At 39.9% G+C, this 18,742-nt stretch carries 16 protein-coding genes; 11 read left to right on the forward strand and 5 right to left on the reverse strand.

Translation table 11 applies throughout. The features are described 5' to 3' along the window. Window positions 1–49 precede the first annotated feature (49 nt). The 6 genes from NXG61_RS11625 (at window position 50) to larB (ending at window position 6,419) form a co-directional block, all read left to right on the forward strand. Complete coding sequence (locus NXG61_RS11625; protein ID WP_307225036.1) at window positions 50–1,264, forward strand: MFS transporter; 1,215 nt, start codon at window positions 50–52, stop codon at window positions 1,262–1,264. A 431-nt stretch (window positions 1,265–1,695) separates the two neighbouring features. After that, window positions 1,696–1,908: a preprotein translocase subunit SecG gene (secG, locus tag NXG61_RS11630; RefSeq protein WP_307225075.1), complete on the forward strand. Its 213-nt coding sequence runs from the start codon at window positions 1,696–1,698 to the stop codon at window positions 1,906–1,908. Between the two features lie 88 nt (window positions 1,909–1,996). After that, entirely contained in the window at window positions 1,997–2,743 is a 747-nt protein-coding gene (locus NXG61_RS11635; protein ID WP_307225034.1) for an alpha/beta hydrolase, read from the forward strand. 30 nt (window positions 2,744–2,773) lie between these two features. Next, window positions 2,774–5,083, forward strand: a complete 2,310-nt coding sequence (gene rnr, locus NXG61_RS11640; protein ID WP_307225033.1) for a ribonuclease R — start codon at window positions 2,774–2,776, stop codon at window positions 5,081–5,083. 60 nt (window positions 5,084–5,143) lie between these two features. Then, complete coding sequence (gene smpB / locus NXG61_RS11645) at window positions 5,144–5,617, forward strand: SsrA-binding protein SmpB (protein WP_196604563.1); 474 nt, start codon at window positions 5,144–5,146, stop codon at window positions 5,615–5,617. A gap of 55 nt (window positions 5,618–5,672) precedes the next feature. After that, window positions 5,673–6,419, forward strand: coding sequence for a nickel pincer cofactor biosynthesis protein LarB (gene larB / locus NXG61_RS11650; protein ID WP_196604564.1), 747 nt, complete (start codon window positions 5,673–5,675; stop codon window positions 6,417–6,419). 67 nt (window positions 6,420–6,486) lie between these two features. On the opposite strand, the gene NXG61_RS11655 is transcribed toward larB, so the two are convergent. Together NXG61_RS11655 and NXG61_RS11660 are read right to left on the reverse strand one after the other, a co-directional pair. Continuing rightward, window positions 6,487–7,191: a DUF5105 domain-containing protein gene (locus tag NXG61_RS11655; protein ID WP_196604565.1), complete on the reverse strand. Its 705-nt coding sequence runs from the start codon at window positions 7,189–7,191 to the stop codon at window positions 6,487–6,489. A 151-nt stretch (window positions 7,192–7,342) separates the two neighbouring features. Continuing rightward, window positions 7,343–8,470 carry a M48 family metallopeptidase gene (locus NXG61_RS11660; RefSeq protein WP_196604566.1) on the reverse strand — a complete coding sequence of 376 codons (1,128 nt, stop codon included), beginning with the start codon at window positions 8,468–8,470 and terminating at the stop codon, window positions 7,343–7,345. Window positions 8,471–8,784: 314 nt separating this feature from the next. Here NXG61_RS11660 and NXG61_RS11665 point away from each other — a divergent pair, with 314 nt between their 5' ends. From NXG61_RS11665 to NXG61_RS11685, 5 genes are all read left to right on the forward strand, one after another. Then, complete coding sequence (locus NXG61_RS11665; RefSeq protein WP_196604567.1) at window positions 8,785–11,718, forward strand: insulinase family protein; 2,934 nt, start codon at window positions 8,785–8,787, stop codon at window positions 11,716–11,718. Between the two features lie 21 nt (window positions 11,719–11,739). Further along, window positions 11,740–12,627, forward strand: coding sequence for a 4-hydroxy-tetrahydrodipicolinate synthase (dapA, locus tag NXG61_RS11670; RefSeq protein WP_307225029.1), 888 nt, complete (start codon window positions 11,740–11,742; stop codon window positions 12,625–12,627). A 270-nt stretch (window positions 12,628–12,897) separates the two neighbouring features. Beyond that, window positions 12,898–13,698, forward strand: a complete 801-nt coding sequence (locus tag NXG61_RS11675) for a transporter substrate-binding domain-containing protein (protein ID WP_196604569.1) — start codon at window positions 12,898–12,900, stop codon at window positions 13,696–13,698. A 123-nt stretch (window positions 13,699–13,821) separates the two neighbouring features. Continuing rightward, the gene (locus NXG61_RS11680) at window positions 13,822–14,487 is read left to right on the forward strand and encodes an amino acid ABC transporter permease (RefSeq protein WP_196604570.1); all 666 of its coding nucleotides are present in this window, start codon (window positions 13,822–13,824) and stop codon (window positions 14,485–14,487) included. Next, a complete protein-coding gene (locus tag NXG61_RS11685; RefSeq protein ID WP_307225025.1) occupies window positions 14,471–15,214 on the forward strand; it encodes an amino acid ABC transporter ATP-binding protein in 744 nt (247 codons plus the stop codon). Before NXG61_RS11680 ends, NXG61_RS11685 begins: the two co-directional genes overlap by 17 nt. A 290-nt stretch (window positions 15,215–15,504) precedes the next feature. On the opposite strand, the gene speB is transcribed toward NXG61_RS11685, so the two are convergent. The 3 genes from speB to NXG61_RS11700 are packed head-to-tail and all read right to left on the reverse strand — an operon-like array spanning window position 15,505 to window position 18,689. Then, window positions 15,505–16,371 carry an agmatinase gene (gene speB, locus NXG61_RS11690; RefSeq protein WP_307225022.1) on the reverse strand — a complete coding sequence of 289 codons (867 nt, stop codon included), beginning with the start codon at window positions 16,369–16,371 and terminating at the stop codon, window positions 15,505–15,507. After that, a complete protein-coding gene (speE, locus tag NXG61_RS11695) occupies window positions 16,358–17,209 on the reverse strand; it encodes a polyamine aminopropyltransferase (RefSeq protein WP_196604572.1) in 852 nt (283 codons plus the stop codon). The genes speB and speE overlap by 14 nt, the downstream gene beginning before the upstream one ends. Before the next feature lie 22 nt (window positions 17,210–17,231). Beyond that, window positions 17,232–18,689, reverse strand: coding sequence for an aminotransferase class I/II-fold pyridoxal phosphate-dependent enzyme (locus NXG61_RS11700; protein ID WP_196604573.1), 1,458 nt, complete (start codon window positions 18,687–18,689; stop codon window positions 17,232–17,234). Between the last annotated feature and the right edge of the window lie 53 nt (window positions 18,690–18,742).

An 18,742-nucleotide genomic window follows, 5' to 3' on the forward strand; every position in this document is an offset into this window, starting at 1 on the left:
TATTATATCTAAAAAATGTAAACCCCTAATTTTTGGGGGAGGTGATTTTATGTTTAATCAGAAAACACGGCCCATCATTATTATTGCACTCGTTACCGCAGTCTGTCTTATTGGAGATTCCATGCTTTATGTTGTCCTCCCAACGCATTGGCAAGATATGGGACTATCCTCACTATGGCAAATTGGAATTATTCTATCTGTTAATAGGTTAATCAGGTTACCTTTAAATCCTTTAGTTAGTTACCTATATCGAAAAATTAGTGCCCGAAACGGAATTTTAATTGCCCTTCTGCTTGCTATAAGCACCACTGCTGGTTATGGTATAGTAAATAATTTTTATATATTTATTCTATTACGTTGTATTTGGGGATTTGCTTGGACTTTTCTTCGCCTGGGTGCATATTTTACAATTATTGACTACTCTACTGACCAGAATCGTGGAAAATGTATGGGATTATATAATGGCTTATATAGACTCGGAAGTTTATTTGGCATGTTATTTGGTGGAATATCAGCCGATTTTTTTGGTGTTAAAATTACATCTTTTGCCTTTGCATTTTGCTCAATAATCTGTATTCCTGTCATTTTTACTTATATTAAAAAGTCATCCAGAGGAATGGTTGCGGAACAAACTAAGAAAGAATCTAATTTTTCATTTTTTGAAAATACGCATATTCTCCCTACATTATGCATTGGTTTATTTATTTCTATGATTTATCAAGGGATGTTTACCTCAACGCTCAGTTACTTAATCGAATTGCATAATAATTCGAATATTTCTATAGGCTTTTTTATAATCGGAGCTGCATCTTTAGGGGGAATTATACAAGCTATTCGTTGGAGCTGGGAACCTTGGCTGGCTCCCTTATTAGGCAGTCTTACCGATCAAACACAAGGAAGATATTCTATATTGATTATTTCAACTGCAATAGCTTCTATATCTTTTTCCATTATTTCTTTCAATATGCCACTAGCGGTTTGGCTGGCACTCCTATTAATTTTGCAGATAACCGCCACCTCTTTAACTACGATTGCAGATGCTTTAGCCGCAGATATTGCCATAAATTCAGCAAAAATAAAAATCATGACGCTTTATTCTCTACTCATTGATTTAGGTGCAGCATTAGGACCAATGCTTGCTTATTTTATGAATCAATATTTTAACCCTTATGCTTCTTATTGGGGTGCCGCATGTATTTTATTGATTATCACATTAAAATATTCTACTAAGGCAGTATCCCTCAAGAAATTTTCTCATAGATAGCGATATTTAACCTGAAGATGTACTTGCAGCTCTCGAAATCTGAGGAAAATAAACCTTACTTAAATAGCTGAAAACTTCACCATAAATATTTTTATAATGGCCTCATAAATTAAAACATTTTTCGCACACGCTTATAATGAACCTGATATACTTCTGTCTACGATAGACGTTTTAAGGAAATGGACAGTCCGGGTTCAGAATTGGCGACAAATACGGCTGCAGTTATCTGTTTTTTTCTCTGATAAAGTAAAATCATCTTTATCTTAACCGGCAAAAACCACAAAACTATTTATAGGCCATAAATCTTTGTTCTGCATTAATTCTCCTATTATAGACAAATATATATCAACATGCTAAAATATAGTATAACTATGTGATAGATATTAAACATTGCTCATTAGGAGGGTTATTGTTTGAAATTAACTATTTTAATGATAATAGATGCAGTTATCGCAATCGGATTGATAGTTTCCGTCCTTATGCAGGAAGGAAAAAGCGCCGGTATGGGCGGTCTTTCCGGTGAGACAGATACGGTCTTCAGCAGCAAGGCCAGAGGACTTGACGCCTTCATGGCGAAAGTAACTGTATTATTTGCTATTTTATTCGGTATTATAACTGTAATAATAGCTAAGATGACTGCATAAAAAATGTTCTCTATCAGTTGATAGAGAACATTTTTTATGCAGTTTAATTTCATTATACGCAAATATTATAAATTATTGGAGGCTAATTATGATTATGCGTGGTGCTGAGCCTTTTTTCCTTTCCGGAGGGAAACAGGGCATACTGCTTATACATGGCTTTACAGGCTCTCCCGCCGAGATGCTTCTGCTGGGGAAACATCTTCATCGCGTTGGTTATACCGTTATGGCTGTCCGTTTATGCGGACATGGAACTACACCAGACGATATGGCACGTACTGTCTGGAAAGATTGGTATCATTCTGTATGCGATGCATATTATCTGCTCAAAGGACAATGTGTTTCTGTTTCTGTCATTGGCATGTCAATGGGAGGCGCACTTGCACTCATTTTGAGTACTGAATTTCCCGTGAAAAAAGTTGTGTCTCTTAGTACCCCCATATTCATTTGCGCAGAAAGAGGCATCGATTTATTACCGCCGCGCAAAGCATCCAAAAACATATATTTTCCCAAGGTGAGACGTCGCCGTTTTTCTTCAGTACCGTCATACTGTGACATAAGCTACAAAAAAATGCCGCTTATATGTATTCATGAATTGCTGGATTGCATACAGCATTTAAAGAGAAATCTGGCGAGGGTAAGTGTTCCTGTTTTTATAGTCCAAAGTAAAAGTGACCACACTGTCGATGAAAAAAGCGGTCGATATATTTATGATAAAATTAAAAGCAGCTCAAAAGAAATTTTACAGCTGGAAAAATCCGGTCATCTGGTAATACTTGACATGGAAAAAGAGACTGTTTTTAGCGAAATAGAAAAATTTATGCTCCGGCATTATTGATTTTAATAGAACTGAATTTAAGGAGATAATATGCAACTACAAGAACGAGTTTTGGATTATATGGAAAACAAGGCTTCCCGTCCGGTAAGCGAAGAAGATATAGCTACCGGTCTTCAGCTTAATAATGAAGAGCTTATACAATTGTTCACCGTTTTAGATAATTTGGAGCTGCAGGGGCTCATCGTCCGCAACCGCAATGATCTCTGCGGTATTCCGTCACAAATGAATCTGGTCATCGGCAGACTTTCCATGAACAGTAAGGGGTTCGGCTTTATCATACCGGATGACCCTGTTGAAGCAGAAAAGGGAGATGTATTTATTCCGCCGACATTGCTTAGCTGTGCCATGAATAATGACAAGGTAATCGCCCGCTTAAACGAGAGTACTCTTAGCGGACGTTCCCGTGAGGGAGAAATAATCAGAATTCTGGAACACTCCAACAGCCAGATAGTAGGGACATTTGAAAAAAGTACCTCTTTCGGTTTTGTTACTCCAGATGATAAAAAACTTACACAAGATATATTTATTCATAAACGTAATTTCAATGGTGCCTCAGTTGGAACGAAGGTAGTAGTTCAAATAACCAGATGGCCTAAAAAAAGGCAGAATCCTGAAGGGAAAATTATAAAAATACTAGGGAATATCAATGATCCCGGTATTGATATTCTTTCAGTGGTCCACCAATACGAACTGCCATTGGATTTCCCTGATGAAGTAAAATGTGCCGCTCAGAAAATTCCCTTGGCTGTTTCGGAAAAAGACTGCAAAAAAAGAACTGATCGCCGCATGTTAACAGTGGTCACTGTGGACGGCGAAGATGCCAAAGATCTTGACGATGGTGTTTATGCAAAAAAACTTGATAACGGCAATTTCTTTTTGGGTGTTTATATCGCTGATGTCAGCCATTATGTCCGCGAAAACTCGCCGCTTGATCTGGAAGCCAGAAAAAGAGGCACAAGTGTCTATTTGGCAGACAGGGTCATTCCCATGCTCCCGACACGCTTATCCAACGGTATATGCAGCTTGAATGCGGGAGAAGACAGGCTGTCGATGGCAGCTGAGATGGAGTTGGATATTAACGGCAGCATTGTCTCCTATGAGATTCTTCCTACTGTCATTCATGTGTACAAAAGATTGACTTACGATATTGTCAACGAAATTCTTGTGGATAAAAATACCGAAACGACAAAAAATAATGAAGATATACTGCCTCTCCTCAATACACTGCTGGAAGTGCGCAATATATTGAAAAAACGCCGTAATACGCGCGGATCAATAGATTTCAGTATTCCGGAAATAAAGGTAAAACTGGATGAAAAAGGTACTCCTGTTGCTTTATTGAAAAGAATGGGTTCGCTGGGGGAATCTATTATTGAAGAATGTATGCTTGCCGCCAATGAAACGGTAGCCAAACATATGTTTATGAAAAAAACACCATTCATTTACCGTATACACGAACAGCCGGACAAAGAAAAAATTGATGCACTCAATGAACTGCTGTCGGCTTTTGGGCTCCATATAAATAAAAATACTGAAACAGCTTCCATAGAACCAAAATCTATACAACAGGTTTTAGCTAAGGTCGTCGGCGAAAAGGAAGAGAAAATAATTTCTTCCGTTGCCCTGCGCACAATGCAGCAGGCACGGTACTGCGATGAAAATTTTGGTCATTTTGGTCTTGCCGCAGAATATTACACACATTTTACATCACCAATACGCCGTTACCCTGATCTGATAGTGCATCGACTCCTCACAGAAATACTGCCGACCGGAAAAATTTCCGCATCACGCACAGAACAGTTGAAAAAGCTGCTTCCTGAAATCGCACTCAGTTCTTCTGTACGTGAACGTATAGCGGCAGACGCAGAACGCGATACCATAGACATGAAAAAGATAGAATATATGACACGTTTTGTAGGAGATGAATTCCAAGGAGTAATAAGCAGTGTTACCTCCTTTGGCATATTTGTGGAACTGGATAACGGTGTAGAAGGATTGATACACGTTTCCAGTATGGCCAATGACTATTACGAATATGTTGAAAAAGAATATGCCCTCATAGGCAGACGTACCAACACTATCTATAAACTGGGTGATATTGTAGAAGTCATTTTGATGCGTGCCGACGTAAAAGAACGCATGATAGATTTTGTCCTGAAAGATAATGGCGTTTATAATGATATAAAACATAAAACTGAGAAAACAGGCACTTCCGGCAGCAAATCTGTAAAAAATAATAAGAAAAACATTGGTCACGGACAACATAAAAATAACAGTGGAAATATTACAGCCCACGGGCACGGTATAAAAAAACGGAAAAGAAAACCGATACGCAAATAATACTCTGCTGTCGCAAACAAAAAATTAATAAATACTAATTCCTTAAGGAAAGGAATAACAATGGGACAGAAAAATACGAAAATGAAAATAGTCTGCGAAAACAGAAAAGCCCGCCATGACTATTTTATACAGGAAACATATGAAGCCGGCATAGCCTTGGTCGGTACAGAAGTAAAAGCTTTGAGGGAAGGAAAGGCAAATCTTAAGGATAGTTTTGCCTTAATAAGAAACGGCGAGGCATTTCTGGAAAATGTCCATATAAGTCCTTATGAACACGGAAATATTTTTAATCATGATCCGCTGCGCATAAGAAAATTACTTATGCACAAGGCTGAAATAGTAAAATTGTTCAGTAAAACACAGGAAAAGGGCCTTACACTTGTTCCTCTGAAAATATACTTTGTCAAGGGAAAGGCCAAGGTGGAACTGGCCCTAGCTTCCGGCAAAAAGAATTATGATAAACGGCAGTCCATAGCTGAAAAAACCGCTAAAAGAGAAATTGACAGAGCGCTGAAAGAACGGCAAAAATATTAATCAAACCTTGAAACTGCTGTTTTTTCAAATATTGAACAATAAGGGGCCCGCTTGGATGAATACACACGAATTATTGACAAAAGTAAAAAACGGGGAATTATCCGTGGACGCAGCGGAACAATTTTTTCGCCGCAAGCCATTTGAAGATATGGGTTATGCCAAACTGGATACTCACAGAAAACTGCGTATGGGATTTGCCGAGGTCGTTTTCTGCAGCGGTAAGGCAGATGATCATCTAAAAAATATATTTACCCGTCTGTACGAAAATGAAGGCGAGGTTTTTGGAACGAGAGCCTCAGAACAGCAATATGCGCTGATCAAAAAGCTTTATCCTCAGGCCGATTATGATCCTTTGTCTAAAGTGATAAAAATAGAGGACCGGATAAAACCGCACAAAGGAAAAATTGCTGTGTGCACTGCAGGAACAGCTGATATATCGGTGGCGGAAGAAGCCGCCCAGACGGCTGAATTTTTTGGGTCGCATGTAGAACGCATTTATGATGTTGGAGTGTCAGGTCTGCATCGTCTTCTGGCCCGCCTCGACATTATCCAAACGGCTAATTGTATAGTTGCTGTTGCCGGCATGGAGGGAGCTCTTGCCAGCGTACTCGGCGGGTTAGTTGATAAACCGGTTATCGCTGTTCCCACCTCTGTAGGCTATGGAGCCAATATGCATGGTCTTTCCGCTCTTTTGACAATGATCAATTCATGTGCCAACGGAGTCGCCGTGGTAAATATTGATAATGGTTACGGAGCAGGGTATTTATCAGCACAAATCAATAAAATTGCTTACACAAAATGATTTATCGTTTCAAGCAAACAGGCATCATAGAAAAGAACCGGTTCTTTTCTATGATGCCTGTTTGCTTTTAATTTTCTATTGTTCGGCTGAGCCTGCCAAAAAACTCATCCATATCTTCCGGGTACCAGCAGTGACCACTTATTTGCGGAATTATATGCACAGCCAGCCAATTTGACCGTTCATCCGCATTGTCATTATTATTTATCAGTTCTTTTTTCAGATCCACCGAAAAATCAGTCATCTCATCTGTCGGCTGTGCCGCATTAAATCGCTCGACCAATTCGTCTGCCAATGCTGCGGAAAACTCTTCCGGTGAGAGTTTTCCGGCACTAAGTTCTTCAGCTTTTACACTTTTTACGGCTGCGTCTATCAGATCACTGTAGTTTACTTTGCTTATGGATACTGTGGCAGATGCCTTATCCCCATCAATTTTTATATCACTTATTTGAATCTTTCGCTTTTTATTCATTACCAGTTCCGCTTCTATCAATTGATCTATTTTCTCATCAGACAATCTGCCGCGGAATTCATTCTTGAAATATTGTCTATTCAGATTCTGATAATTATCCTTCCATTCATTCTGAACAGTACTGCTGCCCATGCCGACCTTAGCGGCATCTGTGAAATCATTTTTCAAATTTATCTGCGTAAAAATCAACAGCGATTCCTGCACATCCGTATTAAAAAAAGTGTATCCCCTTGCCGAATAAAAAAATATACCACAAACAATGATGATAACGATCAGTAACATATTTCGTCTACTTTTATTCAAAATTCTGCCCCGCTTTTGTGATTAATATATACAGCAAAATACTAAAATCATTTTATCCGATGACTAACCCGCTCTAATACTCCCGCTTTTATAAGCGGTGAGTAAAGAGCGGCTGAGGCCCTGGATAATTTCGACTACTATTCAGGCGGCGTCAAAACGCCTTCTGCATTAAGTCTCCATTTATCATGTTGAAACGAGAAGCTAATTCGGATGTACTTTCTTCTCCTGATATCGGCCGGCATATATCCTGCGCACCCACATATAAATAGCCGTTTGATCCGACATATGCTTCCGGAGCGGATGTATTATTGTGATACACGGCTGACAGTGTGCCCCCTATAAGATAAGCTCGTTCTCTGGCACTCATCGTATCTGAATCCGCGGCGCGCATGAATTCCCGTCCGTTTATGAACACCGTTCCATCCTTGACGGTTACATGCTTATTGCTGTATTCAGTTAATTTTTTTGCATAATTATCGCGCCGATCTGCCTCTGCCGGATGATCCGATGGAGAAAAAATTTCTCCGACAAAATTTGAACGATCCTGTTTCATTTTTTCTATGAACCTTTGCCACACCGCAGCACCGGCCCCCGGATTATAACCTGCTCCGACGGCGTATTCAAAACCGCCGTTGTCAGCTTGCCATTCCTGCGGTTTGGTCACCATGTTCGCATCGGCCTGTTTTGCCAGAATGTCTATACCGACTACTCCAAGGGTGCTGCCGGTCTGAGATCCCCAAATGCTGGAAATAAGACTTATCGGTAAAGATTTCTGTATGCCTTTTTTTACATGGTTTTTCTGTCCGTGCGTCATCTCGTGTCCAACAACAAAAGCTATTTCACTTTCGTTATTGTCAAGCAAGTCAAAAAGCCCCGAATTGACACTAAGGTTATGCCCCAGAGAACAAAAAGCGTTGAACGATTTATCAGGATTGACAAAATAATTATACGGCTTTTCATTTATAGAAGAATCACTTTGCGCGATCGAGCTTGAAAGACGGCCCATAATATCATCTAAAATAGCATTCTTGGCAGGATCGTCATCAACACCATAGTGATCTCTCATCTGAGAAAAATATTCATGACGGCCTTCATTGTCACAATAGTTCACTGTGGCATCAAGCCTTGCATATTGAGCAGCGACACCTATAAGAGCGCCGCCGAGGCTGCCGAGATCAAGAGCGTGTGCTGCCGGCATCGCCGCAAAATTGCCGGTTAAAACCAGCGCTGCCGAAAAAATCAAAACGTTTCCTGTTTTTGACCATTTCTTCCATAGCATAATAAATTCCTCCCAACATTGCCAATCAAAACTCTTTAACAAAAATCGTATGCATAAACCTTACCGTTCAATAATATAATAATTATACATTCCTTTAATTTCCAATTCAATACATAGCGAAAAACTTAATTGCCCGTCTGAGAAATCAAAACAGAAAACACATGCACCAATAAGCGGAAAAGTTTGGAATTTAGTTATGTATTTTATAATAGCATTATGTGTATTTTTTTTCATAATCTGGTATAATAATCCTTGCGTAAGAATTTTTTGATCGACTGTTTTTAAATACAAATACAAGCAGAGGTGCCAATATATTGAACTTCGAAAATAATAAAATCTACCATGGCTTCAGACTCGTAAAATCTTCGCCCATAAAAGAATTAGACGCTGAATCCTACCAGTTTATTCATGAAAAAAGCGGTGCCCGTCTTTTATTTCTTGACACTGATGATGATAATAAAGTTTTTTCCATCAGTTTTCGCACGACGCCCACAGATGATACCGGTGTTGCCCATATAGTGGAACACTCTACCTTGTGCGGTTCAAGAAAATTTCGCACCAAAGAACCTTTTGTGGAGCTGCTCAAGGGATCTTTAAATACCTTCCTCAATGCCATGACTTTTCCCGATAAGACCATGTATCCTGTGGCAAGTCAAAATGACAAGGATTTTCAAAATCTTATTGACGTTTATCTGGATGCTGTTTTTTATCCGCTGATGACACAAATGCCGGAGATCCTTATGCAGGAAGGCTGGCATTATGAAATTGACAATACGGATGCGCCGCTTCGCTACAGCGGTGTCGTTTATAATGAAATGAAAGGCGCTCTTTCTTCACCGGAAAGTCTGCTAGAGCGCAGGCTGCTTAACAGTATGTTTCCCGACAACACTTATGCCTTCGAATCGGGCGGTGATCCTGAAAGTATTCCTTCTTTGACCCAAAAAGATTTCATTGAGTTCCATCAAAAATATTACCATCCTGCCAACAGTTATATTTATCTGTACGGTAAAATGGATATCATGCAAAAGCTTGCATTTTTAGATGATGAATATCTGAGCCATTTTGAGAAAATTGATATTGTTTCCCATATAGATATGCAGCTGCCTTTTAAAAAAGAAAAACGTTCCACTGACGTTTATCCTGTTTCTTCAGGAGAAGATAAAACAGGAAAGACCTTTTTAAGCTATAATTTTGTTTACGGGACTGCTCTTGATACACTGAAATGCTTTGCAGTCGATTTGCTGGATTATGTGCTTTTAAAATCACAGTCGGCTCCGCTGCGCAATGCATTGATCAAAGCAGGAATAGGGGCTGATGTTTCTTCATCCTTTGATACAGGCCTGCTGCAGCCATGGTGGAACATAACTGTCACCGGAGCTGAACCGGAAAACACTGATAAATTCCGTGATATATTCATTCATACAATAAAAGAATTGGTAGAAAAAGGCATTGATAAAAAACTTTTGCGGGCCGCATTCAATATTACTGAATTTAAGCTTCGTGAGGCGGATTTTGGTCAGGCACCCAAGGGGCTTATTTATAATATCCACCTGATGAAAAGCTGGCTTTATGACGGTGATCCTGTTTCACAGCTTCAATATGAATCCCTGCTGGCAGAAATTAAGGAAAAGATCGAAACTGATTATTTTGAAAAGCTTTTGCAGGAAGTCTTGCTTGACAATCAGCATAAATTATTGTTTACCTTCATTCCTGATGATAAGATCGCTGCTGCCAATGAGAAAAAACTTACTGTATTGCTTCAAAAGAAAAAGGAAGCTCTTTCTGCCGAGGAAATAGAAACGATCATTGCCAATACAAAAAAATTGAAGCAGCGTCAGCAGACACCTGACTCACCCGAAGCCTTGCAGACGATTCCCATGCTGGCTCTTTCAGACATTGATAAAAAAGCCAGAAAGTTCATCATCGAAAAAAAGACTATTGATGGTATAGAAGTATTGGCTCACAATGTCAATACAAATGATATAGCTTATCTTGATCTGTATTTTGATGCTTCCTCCATCTCTTCCGCAAAGCTGCCTCTGGCCTTTTTACTCGTAGATATTCTCAGCAAGGTCGCTACAGAAAAATACAGCTACGAGGAATTGGCTAATGCCGTAAATCTCAATACAGGCGGCATTTCTTTTGATCTGTCGGCATACAGTAAAATAGGTGAACCGGATTCTGTCATACCAAAGCTTATAGTCAGAAGCAAAGCACTTACTGCTAAGCTCCCCGAACTCTTTGAACTATTGGAACAGCTCACTGTCAAAAGCTGTTTTACAGATAAAGCTCGTTTAAAGGAACTTGTTGTTCAATCAAAAGCCAATATGGAATTGGATCTGCTTAATTCTGCCCAGCAAGTGGTGGCTTCGCGTCTTTCCTCTTATTTCAGTCCTTCCGGCGCCTATAATGAACAAGGCGGCCTTACGTTTTATAGCTTTATAAAAGATTTGGCCGATAATTTTGATGAAAGATATGACTTGCTTCAACATGATCTTGCTAAACTGTTCTCATCCTCTTTTACGCGCAAAAATCTTCTGGTCAGCATTACACTCAAGGATACTCAATACGATGCTTTTTCCGCTGAATTCAGCAAATTTGCCGTTAAAATATCGGATAAGGCGTATCCGCTTCAGAAATTTTCTTTTGAAATCAATAAGAAAAACGAAGGTTTTCAATCTTCCAGTCAGGTACAATACGTCGGCCGCGGTGCCAATTTCATAAGAAACGGCTATCAATATACAGGAAAACTCGCAGTACTTTCGACTATCCTTCGTTGCACGTACTTCTGGAATAAAATACGTGTCCAAGGCGGTGCTTATGGTGCTTTTGTGCGATTTGGCAGAGACGGTGAGCTGTATTTCGGCTCGTACCGCGACCCAAATCTTATGGAAACGCTGCAGGCCTATGACGGTACCGTGGACTTTTTGAAAAATATGAATATCAGTGATCGGGAAATGACAAAATATATAATAGGCACTATAAGCAATTTAGATGTTCCTCTCACGCCGTCAGCAAAAGGCAAGAGTGCAGCGGCGGCCTATATATGCGGTATTACTGATCAATCCATCCAAAAAATTCGTGATGAGGTTTTATCCGCCAGCCAAGAAGAAATCAAAGATCTGAATAAAATGATCGATGCCTGCCTGAAGGACAGCGCAATCTGCGTTGTCGGCAATGAGGAAAAACTGAAAGAAAATCAAACTATTTTTAAATCAACATGCAATATTTTTGAAGCTTCAAATTAAATAATAGGAGTGTTAGTTTCTATGAAAAAAATAATATTCAAAGGTTCTGCAGTAGCTATAGCTACCCCATTCACTGCTGACGGCATTAATTACGATGAACTGAAAAATCTGATAGAATTCCATATCAGCAGCCATACAGACGCCATAGTTATTGCCGGAACTTCGGGCGAAGCTTCCACTATGACAGATGATGAACATAAGGAAATCATAAAGTTCACCGTCCAGCAGGTAAAAGGACGGATACCTGTAATCGCAGGGACCGGTTCCAATGATACGGCCTATGCTGTTCAGCTGTCTCAGTTTGCCGAAGAAGCAGGTGCAGACGCCATACTTTCAGTGACTCCTTATTATAATAAATGCACCCAAAAAGGATTGATAAAGCATTTTACACAAATTGCCGACAATACAAATATTCCTTTAGTTTTATATAATGTGCCTTCACGGACAGGTGTAAATATAAAACCGGAAACCTATGCCGAACTTGCAAAACATCCGCGGATCGCAGCGGTCAAAGAAGCTAACGGTGATATCACTTCTGTCTTGAAAACACGTGCCCTGTGCGGTGATGAGCTGGCTGTATATTCCGGAAACGATGACCAGATAATTCCCATATTATCTCTGGGCGGGCAGGGAGTTATATCTGTTCTCTCAAATATAGCACCAAAAACGACCCATGATATTTGTGAATTGTATTTCAGCGGCAATGTGGAGGCGGCAGCAAAATTACAAATTGATTTTGAAGGACTTATTTCTGCCTTATTTTCCGAAGTAAACCCTATCCCTGTAAAGACGGCTTTAAAAATCATGGGCTATGATATGGGTGAACTCCGCATGCCTCTGACCGAGCTTGAACCGGCAAATTATAATGTGTTAAAAGCTTTGATGAAGAAGCATAATATTATTCGATAATTGTCTCCTTGCAATAGACAGCAGGCGGTTATGCTTTTGATATGCTCTGATTAATTATTTTGAAACGATGGTCATTTACATTATATTCTTCTGCATTTTTATGCTGCCAAATAAAAAATAAGGATTGACGTTTATAAATTCTTATGATATCATTAGTCCATCATCAGCATAGACCGTACGGCAATGAAGCCAGAAAATCTTTATTTTCTGGCTTTTTTTATTGCCCGATTCAAAATCAAAAATGCATTTATTATTGGGGAGGGTTTTATTATGAAATGGAAAAAAATTGTATCTGCCTTAGCTGTAACTGTTTTTTCAGCTGCCCTGTTAGTCGGGTGCGGCAGCTCTGACAAGGCCGCATCATCTGATTCTGGTTCATCGTCCGCATCAGCCGATAAAGTTTATACTATCGCATGTGATGCAAAATATGCTCCTTTTTCAATGGAAATTGACGGTAAATACAAAGGAATAGATGTTGAAGTTCTGGATGCCATTGCCAATGCGGAAGGTTTTAAATATAATTTAAAACCAATGGATTTCAGCGGTATTATCCCCGGACTTGTATCCGGTCAGCTTGACGGTGCTATTGCAGGTATAACCATAACCGATGAACGCAAAAAAGCCGTAGATTTTTCTGATGCCTATATAGATTCAGGTTCATCAATAGTAATAAGCAAAAACAACAGTGACATCAATAAATTAGAAGATATTACAGGAAAAACCGTTGCCGTCAAAAAAGGCACCACTGGTTCCAAATTTGCTGAGGACAATAAGGACAAGTACAAACTGAACATAACATATTATGATGATTCTCCTGGAATGATGCTGGCCGTAGTCAATGGCAACGCAGATTTTCTGATTGAAGATTTTCCGGTTATTTCCTATCAAATAAAAATCGGTGAACAAGCCAATTTAAAAGTAGCTGTAAAGGATATCAACAGCACTCCTCCGCAGTATGGTTTTGCTGTGAAAAAAGGTGAAAATGCCGAACTTCTGAAAAAATTCAATGACGGTTTAAAGAAGATAAAAGATAATGGCACATATGATAAAATTATAGGACAATATCTGTAAATAGATTTTTATTCTGCTGTGGAATATTATTTTATCTGCAGACAAAGATTATTGTGAAAAAATGCATGCAATGGCGGATGGGAGTATCTATCCGCCAATTTTTTACGTATGAGGTAATCGATTATGAATGACTATTTTTCTTTATTGCTTGAATGCCTGCCTTCCTTGCTGGACGGATTGCAGACCACTGTCATAATGGCAGCTGCGTCACTTGTTCTGGCATTTGTGCTGGGCCTGATTCTGGCAATTTTTTCTCTGTCAAAAATCAAAATACTTACAGTTTTTTATACTGTTTATGTGTATATAGTGCGCGGCATACCCGTAATGATTTTTGGTCTTTTTCTTTTCTTCGGTGTTGGTGCTCTTCTCAATATAAAATTCAATCCGCTGCTGGCAAGTATTATCACGCTTACTATAAATGCCAGTGCCTATTTGGCTGAAATTTTCCGCGGCGGTATAAAGGCTGTGGATATAGGACAAGTGGAAGCGGCCCGCAGTCTTGGTTTGGGATATTTCCGTACGATGGCTCTCGTTATCATCCCACAGGCAGTAAAAATAATGATACCGCCGATAATAAACCAATTTATCACCACACTCAAGGATACTTCTATTCTTTCTGTAATCAGTGTGCGTGAACTTACTATGAATTCGCAAATAATAATCGCACGCAACTACAGACCATTCGAAGTATATTCATATGCAGCCGCGATGTATTTGATAATTATTATCATACTGTCTCTTTTTGCAAAATACATAGAAAGGAGATTACAGCATGGAAAAAGTAATTGAAGTAAGAAATCTGCACAAATCATTTGGCTCACTGGAAGTCCTCAAGGATATATCCTTCAATGTGGAAAAGGGTGAAGTGCTGTGCATAATTGGTCCCTCCGGTTCAGGAAAAAGCACTTTGCTGCGCTGTCTGAATCGTTTGGAAGAAATTCAGGCAGGCGATATTGAAGTTTTCAGCACAAATGTGACAAAAGTCAAAAATATAAATAAGTTTAGAGAAAAGATCGGCATGGTCTTTCAGTTATTCAATTTATTCCCCAATTACACCGTAGCGCAGAACATTATGCTTGCCCCTGTGCAGCTGGGTTTGATGAATAAAAAGCAGGCTGATGCCAAGGCTCTGGCATTACTGCAAAAAGTTGGCCTGGAAGAAAAAAAGGATGTGTACCCAGAAACACTTTCCGGCGGTCAGAAACAGCGCATTGCCATAGCCAGAGCTCTTGCCATGAATCCGCAGATAATGCTTTTTGACGAGCCCACATCGGCGCTTGATCCCGAAATGGTCGGCGAAGTCCTTAAAGTAATGCGGTCCCTTGCCGATTCGGGAATGACCATGGTCGTAGTCACCCATGAAATGAATTTTGCCAGAGAAGTCGCTAACAGAGTCATCTTCATGGCTGATGGATATATTGTCGAAGAAGATTCTCCCAAAAAGCTTTTTACTAATCCATCCAATAAAAGGACACAGGCTTTTTTGAGTTCTGTACTGAAGCCGCTTGAAAGCTAGGTGATTTGGGATGATTTGCCAAAATTTATCATCAGCTGAGATATGTCAGATTATTTTCATAGAAATACCACATTCTTGTCACACACTGAAAAAGAGGCAATGTTATAATTAAATCAATAAATGGTAAACAAAGACTTACCATTACAGGTATTTGTTCTTTGCAACCATCACTGTCATGATTGGTATAGCATCCCCCTGATCCTATTTGTAATATCATGCGGTGAGATAACATAAAAGCGGTTTTTGCCATCACTTAAGATGACAAAAACCGCTTTATTATTGCAGTCATATTATTTTTCGTTAGCGGAAAGTGCCAGTAAAAACTCTCTCAGCAGTTTCAAGGCAACTGTATTAGACATACCGCTGAGATCACACGGCGGGCTTAATTCCACCATATCAGTGCCGACTATATTCATCGCCGATACAGCATTCATCGCAAGCCGCAGATCGTTAAAAGTGACACCGCCGGCTTCCGGTGTTCCTGTTCCGGGAAAAACCGACGGGTCAAGCACATCAAGATCAACAGTGAAATATATCGGTACATCCGCAAGCGTTTTTATAATTTTTTCCAATCCGCTAAAATCAAACATGCGAGTGCGGACATGTTCTCTGCCCCATTCTATTTCAGCACGTTCCCCGCTTCTTATACCAAACTGAAATATCCTGCCGTCTCCCAAAATATCATGACAGCGATGCAGAACTGTAGCATGTGAAAATTTTGTTCCCAAAAACTCATCGCGCAGATCAGCATGTGCGTCAAAATGAATTATGTGCAGATTCGGATATTTTTCCGCAGCTGCCCTGACCGCCCCCAGAGTGACAAGATGTTCTCCGCCGATCATAAAAGGCAGTTTTTCATCATTTATCAAATTTTTAGTAAAATCATAAATCGTTTCAAGAGTTTTCTGCGTATTCCCCAGTGACAGTTCCAATTCTCCGGCATCGAATACAAGTGAATTCTCTTCAAGATCGAGTTCCAGATAAGGGCTGTACGTTTCCATATTATATGATTCGGCACGTATTGTTCGCGATGCGAAACGAGTGCCGGGCCGATAAGAGGCCGTAGAATCAAAAGGAGCACCGAAAACAACAATATCAGCATCAGCATATTCTTTCTCACAGCCAAGAATTGTTTCGATATTTTTATTCAACTTCACGTACTATATCCTCCACATAAGTTGGCAGAGCAAATGCGCCTGCGTGCAATTTGGGATTGTAATAACGAGTTTTTATAGCCAGCTTTTTCCATTCCTGCCATCTTGCATCAATTATTGGATGATATTTTTTTGACGCAAAGCCAAAAAGCCAATGACCGGAAGGATATGTCGGGATATGAGCCTGGTAGATCCTGCTTATAGGAAAAGAAGCGAAAATGCGCTTATGAGCTCTTTGCATCGCATATGAATCAGCCGGATAAAAAGGACTTTCATGCTGGTTCACCATTATTCCGTCATCCTTCAAAGCCTTGTAGCAATTTCCATAAAATTCCTTGGTAAATAATCCCTCACCGGGTCCGAACGGATCGGTAGAGTCAACTATTATCAGATCATACTCATTTTCATAATGCCTTATATATTTCAAGCCGTCTTCAAAATGACATTTTACACGAGGATCATCAAGACTTGCCGCCGTTTGGGGAATATACCTGCGGCAGGCATCAGCCACCATCTCATCTATATCGACAAGATCAATGCTTTCCACAGTTTTATAACGAAGTATTTCACGAGCCGTACCGCCGTCACCGCCGCCTATAATGAGTACCCTGTGCGCATGAGGCAAAACAGACATAGGTACATGCGTTATCATTTCATGATATATAAATTCATCTTTTTCCGTGAGCATCAAATAACCATCCAATGTTAAGATACGCCCAAATTCTCGTGATTCCAAAATATCGATGCGCTGAAATTCACTCTTACCGGCATAAAGCTGTTTTTCTATTTTTATTGAAAACTGTACATATGGTGTGTGTTTTTCCGTAAACCATAGTTCCATATATATCGCCTCATTTACAAATTTATTTTTCAGCCATAACATTAAGATGCTTTAGCTTCATATCCTCAGGTCCTGTCATTTGACAGCCCTTTTCCATCGCATAATGTATATATTCCAAAACTTGGGCTGTCACAAGTTCACCCGGAGCAAGAATGGGGATCCCCGGCGGATAGCACATGACAAATTCTGTACATATACGTCCCACTGATTCATCAAGCAGCACGGCTTCTTCTCTGTCAGTATAAAAAGCATCCTGCGGTGGTAAAACAACCTTGGGGCTTATGTATTCAGCTTCAAGCATACCAGAAGAATCCTTTTTATAAATGCGTCGTATTTCCGACAATGCACTTACCAGCCGCTCCATATCCCGCGGCCGGTCACCTATTGATACATAAGCAAGAAGATTGGCCAAATCACCGAATTCAGTCTGGATATCATATTCATCACGCAGGAGATCATAAACTTCTATACCAGCCAGCCCAATCGAACGTGTATAAACAGAAAGCTTAGTTATATCAAAATCATAAATAGAATCTCCGTTTATCTTTTCTCTCGAATAAGCATAATAGTCACCGATATTATTGATTTCACCACGGGCATATTCCACTAAATCTATTACAGAATCAATAACTTTCCTGCCGCTGAGAGCTAAATTGCGGCGTGAAATATCAAGACTGGCCATCAGCAGATATGACCCGCTGGTAGTTTGTGTAAGATTGATTATCTGGCGCACATAGCCTTCGGAGATTTTGTCATTGATAAACAGCATCGAACTTTGTGTCAGCGAACCGCCTGATTTATGAAGGCTTACAGCAGCCATATCAGCTCCGGCACGCATGGCTGCCGTCGGCAGTTTATCACTGAAATAAAAATGCGTGCCGTGCGCCTCATCGGCAAGTACGAACATATTGCCGGCATGAGCTGTTTTGATTATTTCCTTCAGATTAGAACATATTCCATAATAGGTAGGATTATTTACGAATACTGCTTTTGCATCAGGATTTTCCAGTATGGCTTTTTTCACATCAGCAATGCCCATGCCAAGAGATATACCAAGCATTTTGTCCATTTGCGGGTTTATATATACAGGCACAGCACCGCACAATATCATAGCATTTATAACACTCCTATGGACATTGCGCGGCAGGATTATTTTATCTCCCCTCTTGCATACAGTCAATATCATTGCCTGTACTGATGATGTTGTGCCGCCGACCATAAAAAAAGCATGTTCAGCACCAAAAGCCTTCGCCGCAAGATCTTCGGCATCTCTTATAACAGAAACAGGATGACAGAGATTATCAAGTGGTTTCATTGAATTTACATCAACAGAAAGACATTTTTCACCTAAAAAGTCTGTCAGTATTTTATTTCCCCGTCCCCGTTTATGTCCTGGAACATCGAAAGGAACAATGCGCATTTGCTTTAATTTTTCCAAGGCTTCCAAAACAGGTGCATTTTCCTGTGTTAGTTCTTTCACTTTTATTTCAGTTTCTCCTCCCCAAATTTACCGGCAGCAGTTGTTTTCTCGTC

Source organism: Pectinatus haikarae (assembly GCF_050916305.1).
GTDB lineage: Bacteria > Bacillota > Negativicutes > Selenomonadales > Selenomonadaceae > Pectinatus > Pectinatus haikarae.